The organism is Kocuria oceani (assembly GCF_029524215.1).
GTDB lineage: Bacteria > Actinomycetota > Actinomycetes > Actinomycetales > Micrococcaceae > Kocuria > Kocuria oceani.
This window is the reverse complement of sequence record NZ_JARAMH010000001.1, coordinates 194,075-207,658: the sequence shown is the minus strand read 5'-3', so window position 1 is coordinate 207,658 and position 13,584 is coordinate 194,075. Positions and strand designations below refer to the sequence as shown.

General features: G+C 75.1%; 13 protein-coding genes. 7 read left to right on the top strand and 6 right to left on the bottom strand.

Annotated elements, in window-relative coordinates:
- Positions 1 to 123 precede the first annotated feature (123 nt).
- The 4 genes from PU704_RS01015 to PU704_RS01000 all read left to right on the top strand — a co-directional run bounded on the left by PU704_RS01015 (position 124) and on the right by PU704_RS01000 (position 4,802).
- A complete protein-coding gene (locus PU704_RS01015) occupies positions 124 to 660 on the top strand; it encodes a carboxymuconolactone decarboxylase family protein (RefSeq protein WP_277549761.1) in 537 nt (178 codons plus the stop codon).
- Positions 657 to 1,640 carry a pirin family protein gene (locus tag PU704_RS01010; RefSeq protein ID WP_277549760.1) on the top strand — a complete coding sequence of 328 codons (984 nt, stop codon included), beginning with the start codon at positions 657 to 659 and terminating at the stop codon, positions 1,638 to 1,640. The genes PU704_RS01015 and PU704_RS01010 overlap by 4 nt, the downstream gene beginning before the upstream one ends.
- A gap of 229 nt (positions 1,641 to 1,869) precedes the next feature.
- The gene (locus PU704_RS01005; protein WP_277549759.1) at positions 1,870 to 2,364 is read left to right on the top strand and encodes a hypothetical protein; all 495 of its coding nucleotides are present in this window, start codon (positions 1,870 to 1,872) and stop codon (positions 2,362 to 2,364) included.
- A 32-nt stretch (positions 2,365 to 2,396) separates the two neighbouring features.
- On the top strand, positions 2,397 to 4,802 hold the full coding sequence (locus tag PU704_RS01000) for a glycoside hydrolase family 31 protein (protein ID WP_277549758.1): 2,406 nt from the start codon (positions 2,397 to 2,399) through the stop codon (positions 4,800 to 4,802).
- Between the two features lie 91 nt (positions 4,803 to 4,893).
- Here PU704_RS01000 and PU704_RS00995 read toward each other — a convergent pair whose 3' ends face one another.
- Complete coding sequence (locus tag PU704_RS00995; protein ID WP_277549757.1) at positions 4,894 to 5,661, bottom strand: alpha/beta fold hydrolase; 768 nt, start codon at positions 5,659 to 5,661, stop codon at positions 4,894 to 4,896.
- Positions 5,662 to 5,843: 182 nt separating this feature from the next.
- Between PU704_RS00995 and PU704_RS00990 the strand changes: the two genes are divergently transcribed.
- The gene (locus tag PU704_RS00990) at positions 5,844 to 6,149 is read left to right on the top strand and encodes a DUF4193 domain-containing protein (RefSeq protein ID WP_035929432.1); all 306 of its coding nucleotides are present in this window, start codon (positions 5,844 to 5,846) and stop codon (positions 6,147 to 6,149) included.
- 141 nt (positions 6,150 to 6,290) lie between these two features.
- On the opposite strand, the gene PU704_RS00985 is transcribed toward PU704_RS00990, so the two are convergent.
- Positions 6,291 to 7,328, bottom strand: a complete 1,038-nt coding sequence (locus tag PU704_RS00985; protein ID WP_277549756.1) for a zinc-dependent alcohol dehydrogenase family protein — start codon at positions 7,326 to 7,328, stop codon at positions 6,291 to 6,293.
- A 272-nt stretch (positions 7,329 to 7,600) separates the two neighbouring features.
- Positions 7,601 to 10,408 (bottom strand): phosphoenolpyruvate carboxylase, encoded by a 2,808-nt coding sequence (gene ppc / locus PU704_RS00980; RefSeq protein WP_277549755.1) that lies wholly within the window; start codon positions 10,406 to 10,408, stop codon positions 7,601 to 7,603.
- A gap of 204 nt (positions 10,409 to 10,612) precedes the next feature.
- Between ppc and PU704_RS00975 the strand changes: the two genes are divergently transcribed.
- The gene (locus PU704_RS00975; protein ID WP_277549754.1) at positions 10,613 to 11,092 is read left to right on the top strand and encodes a hypothetical protein; all 480 of its coding nucleotides are present in this window, start codon (positions 10,613 to 10,615) and stop codon (positions 11,090 to 11,092) included.
- Between the two features lie 61 nt (positions 11,093 to 11,153).
- On the opposite strand, the gene PU704_RS00970 is transcribed toward PU704_RS00975, so the two are convergent.
- Positions 11,154 to 11,657 (bottom strand): phosphoribosyltransferase, encoded by a 504-nt coding sequence (locus PU704_RS00970; RefSeq protein WP_277549753.1) that lies wholly within the window; start codon positions 11,655 to 11,657, stop codon positions 11,154 to 11,156.
- Positions 11,658 to 11,778: 121 nt separating this feature from the next.
- On the opposite strand from PU704_RS00970, the gene PU704_RS00965 reads away from it, so the two are divergent.
- Entirely contained in the window at positions 11,779 to 12,354 is a 576-nt protein-coding gene (locus PU704_RS00965) for a cysteine hydrolase family protein (RefSeq protein WP_277549752.1), read from the top strand.
- A 103-nt stretch (positions 12,355 to 12,457) separates the two neighbouring features.
- On the opposite strand, the gene PU704_RS00960 is transcribed toward PU704_RS00965, so the two are convergent.
- Entirely contained in the window at positions 12,458 to 13,147 is a 690-nt protein-coding gene (locus tag PU704_RS00960; protein WP_277549751.1) for a cation efflux transmembrane domain-containing protein, read from the bottom strand.
- Positions 13,144 to 13,476 carry an ArsR/SmtB family transcription factor gene (locus PU704_RS00955; protein WP_277549750.1) on the bottom strand — a complete coding sequence of 111 codons (333 nt, stop codon included), beginning with the start codon at positions 13,474 to 13,476 and terminating at the stop codon, positions 13,144 to 13,146. The genes PU704_RS00960 and PU704_RS00955 overlap by 4 nt, the downstream gene beginning before the upstream one ends.
- Positions 13,477 to 13,584: the final 108 nt, after the last annotated feature.

Here is a 13,584-nt window from a genome sequence, read left to right as displayed (position 1 = left end):
CCGCCGCGCACCGTTGACGGCGCGGTGCCGCCCGCCCTTGACGGGGCGGCGGCGGAGGTGTCTGCTGAAGGACAGGGCTCCGCTGACCGACGCACCGGACCGCACCGACGGCGAGGAGGATCCATGACCGCCCGTGACCGCTTCTTCCTCGACAAGTCCGATCCCGGCTCCTGGCGCGCCCTCAACGGGCTGGCCGGCACGGTCGCCGACGCCGCCGAGGAGGCGGGGGTCTCCCGGGCGGTGCTCGAACTCGTCAACGTGCGGATCTCCCAGCTCAACGGGTGCGCCTACTGCCTGGACCTGCACGTCCGCTACGCCGTGAAGGCCGGGGTGAGCTCCCAGCAGCTCGCGGTGCTGACCTCCTGGCGGGAGGCCGAGGCCCTGTACTCGGACCTCGAGCGCGCGGCGCTGGCCGTCGGGGAGGCGGCCACGGTCCTGCCCGAGGAGCCGGCGCGCACCGCGGAGCTCGCCGCGGCCCGTGAGGCGCTCACCGACGAGCAGTTCTCGGCGCTGCAGTGGGCGGCGGTGACGATGAACGCGTTCAACCGGATCTCGATCCTCTCCCGCCACCCCGTCCGCTCGAGAGGCCCCGCGAAGGCGGCCGCGGCGACGGCCCCGGCCACCCCTGCCCCGGCGAGCGTGCCCGGGGGCGGGGCATGACCAATCTGGACGCGCGCCCCGAGGAGGTCGTCTGCACCGAGGGCGGTAGGGGTCCGCAGCTGCTCCCGCCGCGCGACGTGCCGCTGGGCGGGCCCCGGGCGATGACCGTGCGCCGGACCCTGCCCCAGCGCCGGCGGAGCCTGATCGGCTCCTGGTGCTTCCTGGACCACTACGGCCCGGACCCGGTCTCCGCGTCCGGGGGGATGCGGGTGGCCCGGCACCCGCACACCGGCCTGGCCACGGTGAGCCTGCTCTTCACCGGGGCGATCGCCCACCAGGACTCCGCCGGGTACCGCGCGATCGTGCGCCCCGGCGAGGTCAACCTCATGGTGGCCGGGCGCGGGATCTCCCACCAGGAGTTCTCGACCCCCGACACCGGCCTCCTGCACGGGGTGCAGCTGTGGTACGCGCTGCCGGACCGGACCCGGCACACGGCCCCGACCTTCGAGCACTACGCGCCGGAGCCCGTGCCCGGTCCGGGCAGCCTGCTGCGGGTGTACCTGGGCGCCCTGGCCGGGTCCGTCTCCCCGGTGCGGACCCACACCCCGCCCCTGCTGGCCGCCGAGATCGCCCTGGACGCCGGTGCCCGGCTGGAGCTGGAGGTGGACCCGGCCTTCGAGCACGGGGTGCTGCTCGACGCCGGGGACCTCGCCCTGGACGGGGACCCGGTGCCGGCGGACCACCTGGCCTACCTGCCCCCGGGCCGGGCGCGCCTGGTCCTGGAGGCCGGGTCGCTCCCCGTCCGGGCGCTGCTGATCGGCGGGGAGCCCCTGGGCGAGCGGATCGTGATGTGGTGGAACTTCGTGGGCCGCAGCCACGAGGAGGTCGCCTCCTACCGGGCGGCCTGGCAGGCGGAGATCGGGGCCGAGCCGGCACCGGCCGGGGCGGCCGACCCGCGCTTCGGTCCCTATCCGGAGGGACAGCCCGCTCCGCTGCCGGCCCCCGCCCTGCCCACCGTCCCGCTGCGCCCGCGCGGCTGAGCCCCCGGGGCCGCCCGGCCCGGTGCCGGGTCGCCGGGCACCGGAGCGCCCGGCACCGGGTCGGTGGGCCCGCGCCGGGAGAACCCGTGCCCCGAAGGGGGATCGCAGGCCGCCGTTCGGCGACGCGCCGGTGTCTTCACGGTCGCGAATGGTCCGGCGGGCGGGATCAGCGGCTAGGTTCGGTGCTGAGCCCCGACCGGGCCCGTCCCGCCGCGAGGAGTCGACCGCCATGACCCAGTACCCGTACGGCCCGTCCAGCGCCCCCGGCGGCCCGTGGGGGGCCCGTCCCGTCCCGCCGAGGACCCCGGACCTCGGGCTGCTGCTGAAGCTCACGGTGGCGTCCTTCGCCATCGGCGTGCTGGGCAGCGTCATCGGCTACCTGACGTCCTCGGAGCAGGTGGCCGCCGCCTCGGGCGGCATGTTCCTGGGCACGGGCTTCGTGCTCGCGAGCGCCGTGGTGGGCGTCGCCGTCAACGCGGGCCTGTACGCCCTGGTCTTCTTCCCGCTGCGCGAGCAGCGGCAGTGGGCCTGGATCCTCGGCATCGTCTTCGCGTCCATGGCGGTGCTCAGCACCGTGGCCAGTCTCGTGCTGTCGTTCGCCGTGCCCGTCGTGCCGGCCGGGACGCAGCCGCTGCAGCTGCTGCCCGCCGCGCTCAAGCTCGCGGTGGACGTGGCGTGGCTGGTCGTGGCCGTGCGCCCGGGGGTGCGCGCCGCCCTGCGCTGACCCGGCCGGGTCCGGGGCCCTACGCTGGGGGAATGCCCCTCCCCCGCTTCCGTCCCACCGGCCACGGCTCCCCGGAGCCCGCCGCCGTCGTCGCCGGCGCGCACTACCGCATCACCGTGCTGACCGACGGGCTGCTCCGTCTGGAGTACAGCCCCGGAGGCCGGTTCGAGGACCGGCCCTCGGCCTTCGCGGTGCACCGCCGGTTCCCGGTGCCGCCGTTCCGCGTCCGGCGCTCGGAGGCCGGCCTGGAGCTGTTCACCGACCGTATCCACCTGAGCTACGACGAGCGGGAGTTCAGCCCCTCCGGCCTGTCCGTGCAGGTGCGCGGCGGGGTGACCAACTACCACAGCGTGTGGCGCTACGGCACCCCGGTGCCCACGCTCGGCGGGACGGCCCGCACCCTCGACGAGGCCGACGGCCCCATCCCGCTCGAGCCGGGCATCAACTCCCGGGAGGGCTTCGGGGTGGTCGACGACTCGGGGTCCGTGCTGCTCACGGAGGACGGCTGGTACGTCCCGCGTCCCCGTGAGGAGGGCGCGGTGGACCTCTACTTCTTCGGCTACGGCCACGACCACCAGGAGGCCCTGCGCGCTTTCTACGCGCTGTCCGGGCCGCAGCCGGTGCTGCCCCGCTACGCCCTGGGCAACTGGTGGAGCCGCTACCACGCCTACGACGAGACCGAGTACCGGCAGCTGGTCCAGGACTTCGCGGAGCGCCGACTGCCCTTCTCCGTGCTCGTGGTGGACATGGACTGGCACCTCACCGACGAGCACGTGGAACGCCACCACGGTTCGGGCTGGACCGGCTACACCTGGAACCGGGAGCTCTTCCCGGACCCGCGGCGCTTCCTGGGGTGGGCGCACGAGCGCGGCTACCGGGTCACCCTCAACCTGCACCCGGCCGACGGCGTGCGCTCCTTCGAGGAGCCCTATCCCGCGATGCTCGAGGCCCTGGGCCGGGACCCCGGGACGGAGGAGCCGGTGGCCTTCGACGTCACCGACCGGCAGTTCCTCTCCGCCTACTTCGAGGTCCTGCACCGGGGCCTGGAGGCGGAGGGCGTGGACTTCTGGTGGATCGACTGGCAGTCCGGCGAGCACTCCCGCCTGCCCGGTGTGGACCCGCTGTGGGTGCTCAACCACTACCACTTCCTGGACTCCGCCTCGGGCGGCGAGCGCGCGCTGATCCTCTCCCGGTACGCGGGCCCCGGCAGCCACCGCTACCCCGTGGGGTTCTCCGGCGACACCGTCATCTCCTGGGCCTCGCTGGCCTTCCAGCCGCGGTTCACCGCGACGGCGGCGAACATCGGCTTCGGCTGGTGGAGCCACGACATCGGCGGGCACATCCACGGCTCCCGCGACGACGAGCTGGCCACGCGCTGGCTGCAGTTCGGGGTGTTCTCCCCGGTGCTGCGCCTGCACTCGGGCGACAACGACTTCATCGCCAAGGAGCCGTGGCGCTACCGCTCCCCCTACGCCGAGATCATGGAGCGAGGCCTGCGCCTGCGGCACCGTCTCGTGCCGTACCTGCACACCGCCAACCGCGCCGCGGCCGTCGACGGCGTGCCGCTGGTCCGGCCCCTGTACTTCGAGCACCCGGAGGCGGAGCAGGCCTACCGCTACGACCACCAGTACCTGTTCGGCCCCGAGCTGATGGTCGCGCCCGTGACGGCCTCCGTGGACCCCGTGCTCACCCGCGCCGCGGTGCCCGTGTGGCTTCCGGAGGGGTCGTGGACGGACCTGTTCACCGGCACCGTCTACGACGGCGGGCGCGAGCTCGTGCTGCACCGCGGCCTCGGCGAGCTGCCCGTCCTGGCGCGCGCCGGCGCCATCGTCCCGCTCGCCGGCGCGGACCGCGACGCCGCACCGGGCCCGGGAAACCCCGCCGAGCTCGAGGTGCTGGTGGTGGCGGGCGCCTCCCACGGCGCCGTCCTGGACGAGGACGACGACGCCGGCGACGGCCGGGACCCCGCCCGCTGGGCCCGCACCGAGCTGGCCCTCGACGTCGCGGCCGGGGAGTTCTCGCTCGGCCCCGCGCGGGGCAACCTCGGCTGCCTGCCGCCGGCGCGGACCTGGACCCTCACCGTCCTCGGCGCCGCGGAGCTGACCGGCCTCACCGTCACCGTGGACGGCGAGGACGTCCCGGTGTCCGTCGTCCGGCGGGACCGGCGCACCTCCGTCACGGTCCCGGACGTCCCGGCCGGGGCGCAGGTCGTGCTCCGCTCCCCGGGCCTGTGCGGGGTGTCGGCCCCGGACCCGGCGCCCCGGGTCTTCGACCTGCTCAACGACGCCCAGATCGGCTACGACGTCAAGGAGCGCCTCTACGCCGCCGTCCGGCAGGACCCCGTGGCGGCGCTCGGCCAGGCCCCGGCCCTGGGCGCCGAGGGGCCGCTGCTCAGCGCGCTCGCCGAGCTGGTCCTGGCCTCCCGGGACGGTGCCTGACCCCGGTGCCCGGCAGCCCGCCGGGCCCTCCGGTCCGGGTCCCGCCCGCACCGTGCCACCGGGGTGCGCTCGTCCGTCCCCGACGCTCCGGTCAGGCGTCCGCGCGGCGCCGGAGCGGGGCGAGGGTCTCCGGCTTGTCGGTGGCGTGGAAGTCCGTGATCAGCCGCGCGCACAGCCCCGGCTTCTCGACCAGCACCCCGTGGGAGGCGTGCGGGACCACGGCCAGATCCGCCTGCGGCAGGGCGCGGTACATGGCCACGGCGTGCTCGAGCCGGACCTCGTCGTCGTCGCCGAGGAGCACCAGCACGGGAAGGTCGAGACCCGCCAGGTCCGCGTCCGTGAAGGCCGGTTCCGTCGCGTGCATCCGCCGCAGCTTCTCCACCACCTGCCCGTAGTGCTCCCGCCCGTCGGGCGAGACCTCGGCGTAGGCGTCGACCATGAACTCCGGCACCCGGGCCTGGTCCTCGAGGACTCCCGGCGCCCATCCGCCGTGGTGGTGGACCCCGGCGGCGACGACCAGGTCGCGGACCAGGTCGGGACGCCGCAGCGCCACGGCCAGGGCGACCACGGCCCCGTCGCTGTAGCCCAGCAGGTGCACCGGGGCCCCCACCTCCCGCTCCAGGAAGGCGATCGTGTCCCCGGCCATCGCGGCGTAGGACAGCGGACCGCCCGGGTCGGGGGTGTGGCCGTGGGCCCGCTGTTCCGGGGTGAGCACCCGGTAGCTGCCGGCCAGCTCCCCGGCCAGCGGCTCCAGGGCCCGGGAGTCCGCGCCGCCGGGATGCAGCAGGACGAAGGGCGGCCCGTCCCCGCGGGCATCGAACCACAGCCGCGCGGGCCGGCCGGTCCCCTCGGTGTCCATGGGCCTCAGTATCGCCTCCCCGGACGCGCCGCACCAGCACCACGGAGCGACGGACCGGAGCGACGGACCGGGCCGTGAGCCCCGGGCCCCAGCAGATCCCCACCCGGTGCGGTTACACTTTGGTCCTTCCGTGCAGGGCAGCCCTGCACAGCAACGCCTTTCCCAGGAGGACGCACCACATCATGGCCACCGACTACGACGCTCCGCGCACCCGCCCCGAGGACGAGCCGGCCAACGAGTCCCTGGAAGCGATCCAGGTCCAGCGCAGCGCCGCCACCCAGACCGCGGTGATCGACGCCGAGGACTTCGACACCGCCGAGGGCATCGACCTGCCCGGGGCGGACCTCTCGCACGAAGAGCTCACCGTGGCCGTCATCCCCGAGCAGAGCGACGAGTTCACCTGCGGGGCCTGCTTCCTGGTCCGCCACCGCTCCCAGCTCGCCCGCACCAGCGCCGGCACCAGCTACTGCACCGACTGCGAGGGCTGACCCCTCGCACCCACCGACGGACGACGGCTCGGGCCCCGGCGCACGACGCGCCGGGGCCCGAGCCGTCGTCCGACCGCCCACCGGGCGAGGTGGGGCACAGGCGGCCTCGCGCCCTCCCGGGGCGGAAGTCCTCGACGACGTCTACAGCGCCGGGTCGATCATGGTGATGCCGGCGGGCGCCGCCCGGTCGAACACGGGCAGCAGCGCCGCGGCGGCGTCGAGCCCGATGGTGCGCTCGATGAGCCTCTGGGGCTGCAGCGTGCCCTGCTCGATCAGCGACATCATGGCCGGATAGTCGGCCGCCGCCATCCCGTGGCTGCCGAGCAGGTCGAGCTCCCAGCCGATGACCCGCGCCATCGGGACCCGCGGGTGGCCCTCGACCGGCGGCAGCAGGCCGATCTGGACGTGCCGTCCCCGCCGGCGCAGGCTCAGGACGGCGTCGGCGCAGGTCTGCTCGCTCCCCACGGCGTCGACGGCCACGTGGCTGCCGCCGCCGGTGAGGTCGGCGACGGCCTCCGGGACGTCGGTCCCGTCCGCGCGCAGCGTGTGCTCCGCGCCCAGCTCGCGGGCGCGGGCGAGCGCCTCGGGGTTGCGGTCGACCGCGATCACCCGGGCGCCCAGCGCCCGGGCGATCATCACCGCGCTGAGCCCCACGCCGCCGGCGCCGAGCACGGTCACCCACTCCCCCTCGGCCACGCGCGCCCGCGCGGCCAGGGCCCGGTACGCCGTGGCGAACCGGCATCCCAGCCCGGCCGCGGTGGCGAAGTCGACGTGCTCGGGGACGGCCACGAGATTCGTGTCGGCGGCGTGCAGGGCGACGTGCTCGGCGAAGGACCCCCAGTGGGTGAACCCCGGCTGCTCCTGCGCGGGGCAGACCTGCGCGTCGCCGGCCCGGCACCAGTCGCAGCGACCGCAGCCGCAGACGAACGGGACGGTGACCCGGTCCCCGGTCCTCCAGCGGCGCACGCCCTCGCCCACCGCGGCGACCACTCCGGCCAGCTCGTGCCCGGGCACGTGGGGCCACGCGATCTCGTCGTGCCCGGCCCACGCGTGCCAGTCGCTGCGGCACAGACCCGTGGCCCGCACCTGGACGACCACCCCGTGCGGCGGAGCCGAGGGCTCGGCGACGTCACGGACCTCGGGCCGGGCCCGGACAGCATCGATCACCACTGCGCGCATGGCTCCCACTCTCCCACGGTGGCCGGGCTCCCCGCGCCGGGCGGCGCCGTCCGCGCCGCGGTGGTCCGGCGACCGCCTCCGCAGGATCCTGGGAGGCGGTCCCGGTCCAGAGCCCCGAGGTCCGGGGGCACGGGCAGCCGGGCGGCGTCCCTGGGGGAACAGTCGATGAAACCGGCGCGGATCTGTGCTGCGGTCAGCGGGTGCATGCGGACGGTCCTTCGGGTAGGGGGCCGCACGGTGACCGGGGGCGGCCACCGTGCGGGCCCACCGGCTCAGCCGGTGTTGCGCAGCCCGGCGGCCACCCCGTTGATGGTGATGAGCAGGGCCCGCTGCAGGCCCTCGTCGACGTCCTGGCCCGCGGCGGCCTGCTCCCGGATCCGGCTCAGCAGCTCCACCTGCAGGTAGGAGATGGGGTCGAGGTACTGGTCCCGGACCTGGAGCGTCTGCTTCAGGGTGGGGTTGCCGTCCAGCAGCTCCTCCTGCCCGGTGAGCCGGGAGAGCTCGTCCAGGGTGAGCTCGTACTCGCGGCGGATCACCTCGAACAGGTGCTGGAGCCGCTCGGGCACCAGCGCCCGGACGTAGTGGGCGGCAACCTCCAGGTCGGTCTTCGCCACGGTCATCTCCACGTTGGAGACCACGGAGCGGAAGAAGTGCCAGCGCTCGAGCATGGTGCGCAGGTCGCCCTCCATCCCCGCCTCGCGGGCGGCGCGCAGGCCCGAGCCCACGCCGAACCAGCCCGGGACGATCTGGCGGGACTGCGTCCACCCGAACACCCACGGGATGGCGCGCAGCCCGGACAGGCCCGTGTCCGACGACGGGCGCTTGGCCGGGCGGGAGCCGATGTTCAGGGCGCCGAGCTGCTCCACCGGGGTGGCGGCCAGGAAGTACTCCGGCAGGTCGGGGTCCTCGACCAGGCCCTGGTAGGCCGCGAAGGCGGCGTCGCTGACGACGTCCATGACCTCGCCCCACCGGTCCAGCTCCTCCTCCGAGGAGCGCGGGTCCTGGTGCAGGGCGGTGGCGCGCAGCACGGCGGCCAGGGACAGCTCCAGGTTCTCCCGGGCGAGGGCGGGCAGGGAGAACTTGTCGCTGATCACCTCGCCCTGCTCGGTGAACTTGATCTCCCCGGCCAGGACGCCGCTGGGCTGGGCCAGGATGGCGTCGTGGGTGGGGCCGCCGCCGCGGCCCACGGAGCCGCCGCGGCCGTGGAACAGCCGCAGCCGGACCCCGTGCCGGGCGGCGACGTCGCGCAGCCGGCGCTCGGTCCGGTGGATCTCCCAGCGGCTGGTCATCACCCCGGACTCCTTGTTGGAGTCGGAGTAGCCGAGCATGACCTCCTGCACGTTCCCGCGCGCCGCGACCACGCGCCGGTAGGCGGGGTCGGAGAGCAGCTCGTCGATGACCTCCGCCGAGCGGCGCAGCTCCTGGACGGTCTCCAGCAGGGGCGCGAAGCCGATGCCGGCACGGTCCTGCTCCCCCGTGAGGTCCACCAGCCCGGCCTCACGGGCCAGGATGACGGGGGCCAGGATGTCGTCGGCTGCGCGGGTCATGGACACGATGTAGGTCTCGACGATCTCCTCGCCGTAGGTCTCCTGCGCCCGGACGATCTCCCGGAACACCGCGAAGGTGCGGTCCGCGTCCCCGTCCAGGTGCCCGGCGCCGGTGGACAGCCCCGGCGGGGCGAGGGGACGGCGGCCGGCGAGCTCACCGGCCAGCACCTGGGCACGCTCGGCGCGGGACATCTCCGCGTACGGCCGGTCGAGCTCCCCGAGCCGGTCGAGCAGCTGTCCCACGGCCTCGTGGTGGGCGTCGGCGTGCTCGCGCACGTCGAGGGTCGCCAGGCCCAGTCCGAACCCGGCGATCGTGCGGGTGGCGGCCGCGAGGGTGCCGTCGGCGGCGAGCGCCCCCGCGTGGTGGCGCAGCGAGCGGGCCACCACGTCGAGGTCGGCCACGAGCTCGGCGGTGGTCCGGTAGTCCCGGCCCGGCTCGTGGGCGGTCTCCTCGGCGAAGCGGCGGCGGGTGTTGATCAGCTTGGCCTTGATGCAGGTGAGCTTGAGCCGGTAGGGCTCCTGCGCGTTGAGCTCCAGCACCCGCGGGTCCAGCCCGGGCAGGTGCGCCACGTCCCGCTCCACGGACTCCAGCAGCTCGGGGTCGACCTCGACGATCGCGGTCGAGGAGGAGATCCGGGAGACCAGGACGTCCAGGAAGCTCAGGGCGATGTCGACGGCGGCCTGTCCCTGCAGCTGCAGGACCTTCCGGGTCATCTCGGGGGTGACGTTGGGGTTGCCGTCCCGATCCCCGCCGATCCAGGAGCCGAAGCGCAGCGGCGGGGCGCCCGCCGGGAGGTGCACATCGTGCTCCGCGAGCTGCTCCTCGAGGTCCGCGAGCAGCACGGGCATGGTCTCGGTGAGCACCTCGCGCAGGTAGTAGAGGGCGTTGCGGGCCTCGTCCAGCGGGGTGGGGCGGTTCTGGCGCAGCTCGTCGGTCTGCCAGAGCAGCTCGATCAGCTCCGCGAGCCGCCGGTCCTGGCTCCGGCGGGCGGATGAGCCCTCCGGGGTCTCGTGGGCCAGGATGTCGGAGAGGTGCCGGATCTTCGTCAGCACGGAGCGGCGGGAGGCCTCGGTGGGGTGGGCCGTGAACACCGGGCGGACGTCGAGGGAGTCGACCGCCCGGCGCAGGGCCTCCGGGCCGGCCTCCGCGGCGACGTCGCCGACCGCCGCGGCGAGCCACCCCTCCTCCTCGGGGCGCCCTCCGAGCACGCGCACCCGGTGCACCTGCTCGGCGGCGTTGGCCAGGTGGAAGTACTGGGCGAAGGCGCGCACCAGGTCGGTCGCCCGGTCCAGGGGCAGGGAGCCGAGGAGCTCGCGGACCTGGGCCGCGGCGCCGTCGTCCCCGGAGGCCTTGGCGTCCTTGGTGAGCCGGCGGACCTGCTCGACGAGGTCCAGCAGCTCCTCGCCGCGCTGGCGGGTCAGGGTCTCTCCCAGCAGGGTGGTGATCCGCCGGACGTCGGCCCGCAGCGGGGCGTCGATCACCTCGGGGTGACTGGGGGCGGTGTGCGGGGGCCGGTCGTGCTGCGTCGTCATGTCTCGGCTGCTCCTGGCTCGTCGGTCGGGGCGGAATCGCGCACGACCGACGACCGGTCGCGCCGTCGGTGCCTACGCGTCCACCCTACCCCGCGGGCCCGGACGGGTGTATCCGGCGTCACGGCCCGGGCGCTCCCGTGCCCGCCGTGCCCCGGAGCGGTAGGTTCGGCGGTGAGCACCTCGCCCGCGCCAGGAGGCACCGCCATGACCCGAGACCCGCACGGTTCGCCCGGCCCCGTGCCCGGGTCGGCCCGGCCGCCCCGGACGGCCGGGCTGCGCCTGCTGCTGCGGCTCACCCTGCTCTCGTACGCGGTCAACGTGGCGGACTCCGCCGTCCAGGCGGTGGTGGGGGTCAGCACCCTGCTGCCGGGCCTGGAGGACGCCATCAGCGTCCCCGGGCTGCCCGGGGGCGGACCGGCGGCCGCGCTGGCGCTGTTCGGCGGGGCGCTGACGACGGTGCTCTACGCGCTGGTCTGGTTCCCGCTGCGGGAGCAGCTGCAGTGGGGGTGGGTCCTCGGCCTGGTCTTCTGCTCCCTGGCCGTGCTCGGCGACGTCTTCGACCTGGCGGTGTTCCTGCTGGGCGGCCACCTGCTGCCGGCGCTGAGCACCGTGGCCCTCGTGGCCGTCAACGTGCTCTGGCTGGTCGTGGCCGGCCGGCCGGGGGTGCGGGCGGCGCTGCGCTGAGCGGCGCGGGCACGCCGGTCCGTCCGGCAGGAACGGGCCGCCGGGCGGCAGGCGCCCGGCGTCAGCCGGCGGCCGTGACCGGCGGGGCGGCCGACCACGGGAAGACGATCCACTCGTCGGTGGCCCGCCACACGAAGTCCGGCTCCACGACCGAGCGGGGCTTGGCGTAGATGACGGCGGAGCGCGCCTCCGCGCCGAAGCCGCGCAGCAGCTCGAGCACCAGGGCGAGAGTGCGCCCGGAGTCGGCCACGTCGTCGACCACCAGCAGCTTGCGCCCCGCGATGGACTCGGTGTCCAGCATGGGGGCGAGCAGGACCGGGTCCGGCAGCGTCTGGTGCACGTCGGTGTAGAACTCCACGTTGATCGCGTCGGAGAGCTTCACCCCCATCGCGTAGGACAGGGCGCCCGCCGGGAGAAGGCCGCCGCGGGCCACCGCGATGATGATGTCGGGGAGGAAGCCGCTGTCCACGACGCTCCGGGCGAGCTCCTGGGTCGCCTCGCCGAAGCGCTCCCAGGTCAGGATCTCCTTGCCCTCGAGCTCCAGGGCGTCCGCGTGATAAGCCATGGGCTTCAGGCTACCCGAGGGGGACGGCGGCTGGAGCGTCCGCGGCATTGGTAGTAAGTTCGCTGACCAGACCGTCGCGCGCCGCCGCACCCCGGCGACGCCCCCCACCGGAGAGGACGCCATGACCCCGCAGCGCACGGAGGGCCGCACGGCCCTGCTCGTCATCGACATGCAGAACTCCTACTTCGACTTCCCCGAGCTCGAGGAGCAGCGGGAGTCCGTGACGGCGAAGGCGAACGAGCTGATCGCGGCGGCCCGCGAGGGCGGGTGCCCGGTGCTGCTGATCCGCACCCAGCACGAGCGGGACCGCTCCACCTGGACCGTGAACATGCACGACGACGGGCAGGGCTTCGCCTACCCCGGCACGGAGCAGTCCGAGTACGTGGCCGGCCTCGACACCGAGGGCGGGGTGGGACTGGTCAAGACCCGGGACAGCGCGTTCTTCGACACGGACCTCGCGGCGCGGCTGCGCAACCTGGACGTGAAGCGCCTGGTGCTGTGCGGGATCTCCACGCACAGCTGCGTGGCGCAGACCGCGATCGACGCGTTCGCGCACAACTTCCGGGTCGCCGTGGCCCGGGACGCGGTCGCCTCCGAGAACGCGGACCTGTCCCGGGCGCTGCTGGCCTTCCTGGAGGACGAGATGCGCCAGGACATCCTGCACCAGCCCGCGGCGGTGGCCCGGCTGCGCGGCTGAGCGCCGGACACGTGCCGCACGCCGCCCCCTGCCGCGCCGCCACCGGCGGCCTCGGCGCCGAGGCGCCGGTCCCGCCACGGGCCCACGCGCCCCGGGTGCGCGCTCACGGGCAGCAGCCGCACCCGCCCTCGTCGGCGTCCGCGCCGACGAGGGCGGCCGCGGGCGTGCAGCAGGCGTCCCCGCGCCAGGCCTCCAGGCCCTCCCGCACCGCCACGGCGGCGATCACCAGCGCGGCCGACGGATCGGCCCAGGACCAGCCCAGGGTGCTGTTGAGGAGCAGGCCCACCAGCAGCACGGCCGAGAGATAGGTGCAGAGCAGGGTCTGCCGGGAATCGGCCACCGCCGAGGCGGAGCCCAGTTCCCGGCCGGTGCGGCGCTCGAACCAGGACAGCAGCGGCATGACCACCAGGCTCACCGCGGCCAGCCCGATCCCGACCGGCGAGTGCTCCGGCTCGGCGGCCCCGAACAGGGCCCGCAGGGCGTCGACCGTGACGAACGCGGCGAGGCCGAAGAAGGAGAGGGCGATCACCCGCATCGCCGCCCGCTCCCGGCGGTGCGGGTCGGGAGCGGCGAACTGCCAGGCCACGGCGGCCGCGGAGAGGACCTCGACGACGGAGTCCAGGCCGAAGCCGATCAGCGCCGAGGAGGAGGCGACGGCCCCGGCGGTGAGGGCGACGATCGCCTCGATGACGTTGTAGGTGATGGTGCCGGCCACGATCCAGCGCACCCGCTGGTGCAGGACCGACCGGCGGTCGGCGGTCAGAGGCGTGGGCACGGGGGCACGGGAGCTCATGCGCAGGTGCAGCCTTCCGGGGAGCAGCAGTCGGGGTCCACGGTGACCACGAGGTCCAACAGGTCCCCGAGGGCGCCGCCCAGACGGGGGTCGGCCAGCCGGTACCAGGTGCTGCGCCCCTCGCGGGCGGAGGCCACGAGCCCGCAGCCCCGCAGACAGGCGAGCTGGTTGGAGACCACCTGCTTCGACACGCCCAGGGCTTCGGCGAGGTCGGAGGGACGCGCCGGGGCCTCCCGCAGGCTCAGCAGGATCCGGGTGCGTACGTCCTCCGAGAGGGCGTGGCCGAGCCGGGCCAGGGCGGCGGAGTGGGTGCTGGTCACTGTGGTCACCCTCTGACAGTACACGCTTCCATGTACCGTGCGGGTGTCACGCCCGCGGGGGCCGGCTCGCGGCGGGGACCAGCAGGACGGCGCCGACGTCGGCCCGGTCGGGCTCCC

Bases quoted from the DNA above. Each gene is read 5' to 3' on its own strand.
- PU704_RS01010 (WP_277549760.1), top strand. From the start codon at position 657: ATGACCAATCTGGACGCGCGCCCCGAGGAGGTCGTCTGCACCGAGGGC.
- PU704_RS00985 (WP_277549756.1), bottom strand. From the start codon at position 7,328: ATGCGCGCAGTGGTGATCGATGCTGTCCGGGCCCGGCCCGAGGTCCGT.
- PU704_RS00965 (WP_277549752.1), top strand. From the start codon at position 11,779: ATGACCCCGCAGCGCACGGAGGGCCGCACGGCCCTGCTCGTCATCGAC.
- PU704_RS00970 (WP_277549753.1), bottom strand. From the start codon at position 11,657: ATGGCTTATCACGCGGACGCCCTGGAGCTCGAGGGCAAGGAGATCCTG.
- PU704_RS01000 (WP_277549758.1), top strand. From the start codon at position 2,397: ATGCCCCTCCCCCGCTTCCGTCCCACCGGCCACGGCTCCCCGGAGCCC.
- PU704_RS00990 (WP_035929432.1), top strand. From the start codon at position 5,844: ATGGCCACCGACTACGACGCTCCGCGCACCCGCCCCGAGGACGAGCCG.
- ppc (WP_277549755.1), bottom strand. From the start codon at position 10,408: ATGACGACGCAGCACGACCGGCCCCCGCACACCGCCCCCAGTCACCCC.
- PU704_RS00975 (WP_277549754.1), top strand. From the start codon at position 10,613: ATGACCCGAGACCCGCACGGTTCGCCCGGCCCCGTGCCCGGGTCGGCC.
- PU704_RS00960 (WP_277549751.1), bottom strand. From the start codon at position 13,147: ATGAGCTCCCGTGCCCCCGTGCCCACGCCTCTGACCGCCGACCGCCGG.
- PU704_RS01015 (WP_277549761.1), top strand. From the start codon at position 124: ATGACCGCCCGTGACCGCTTCTTCCTCGACAAGTCCGATCCCGGCTCC.
- PU704_RS00995 (WP_277549757.1), bottom strand. From the start codon at position 5,661: ATGGACACCGAGGGGACCGGCCGGCCCGCGCGGCTGTGGTTCGATGCC.
- PU704_RS01005 (WP_277549759.1), top strand. From the start codon at position 1,870: ATGACCCAGTACCCGTACGGCCCGTCCAGCGCCCCCGGCGGCCCGTGG.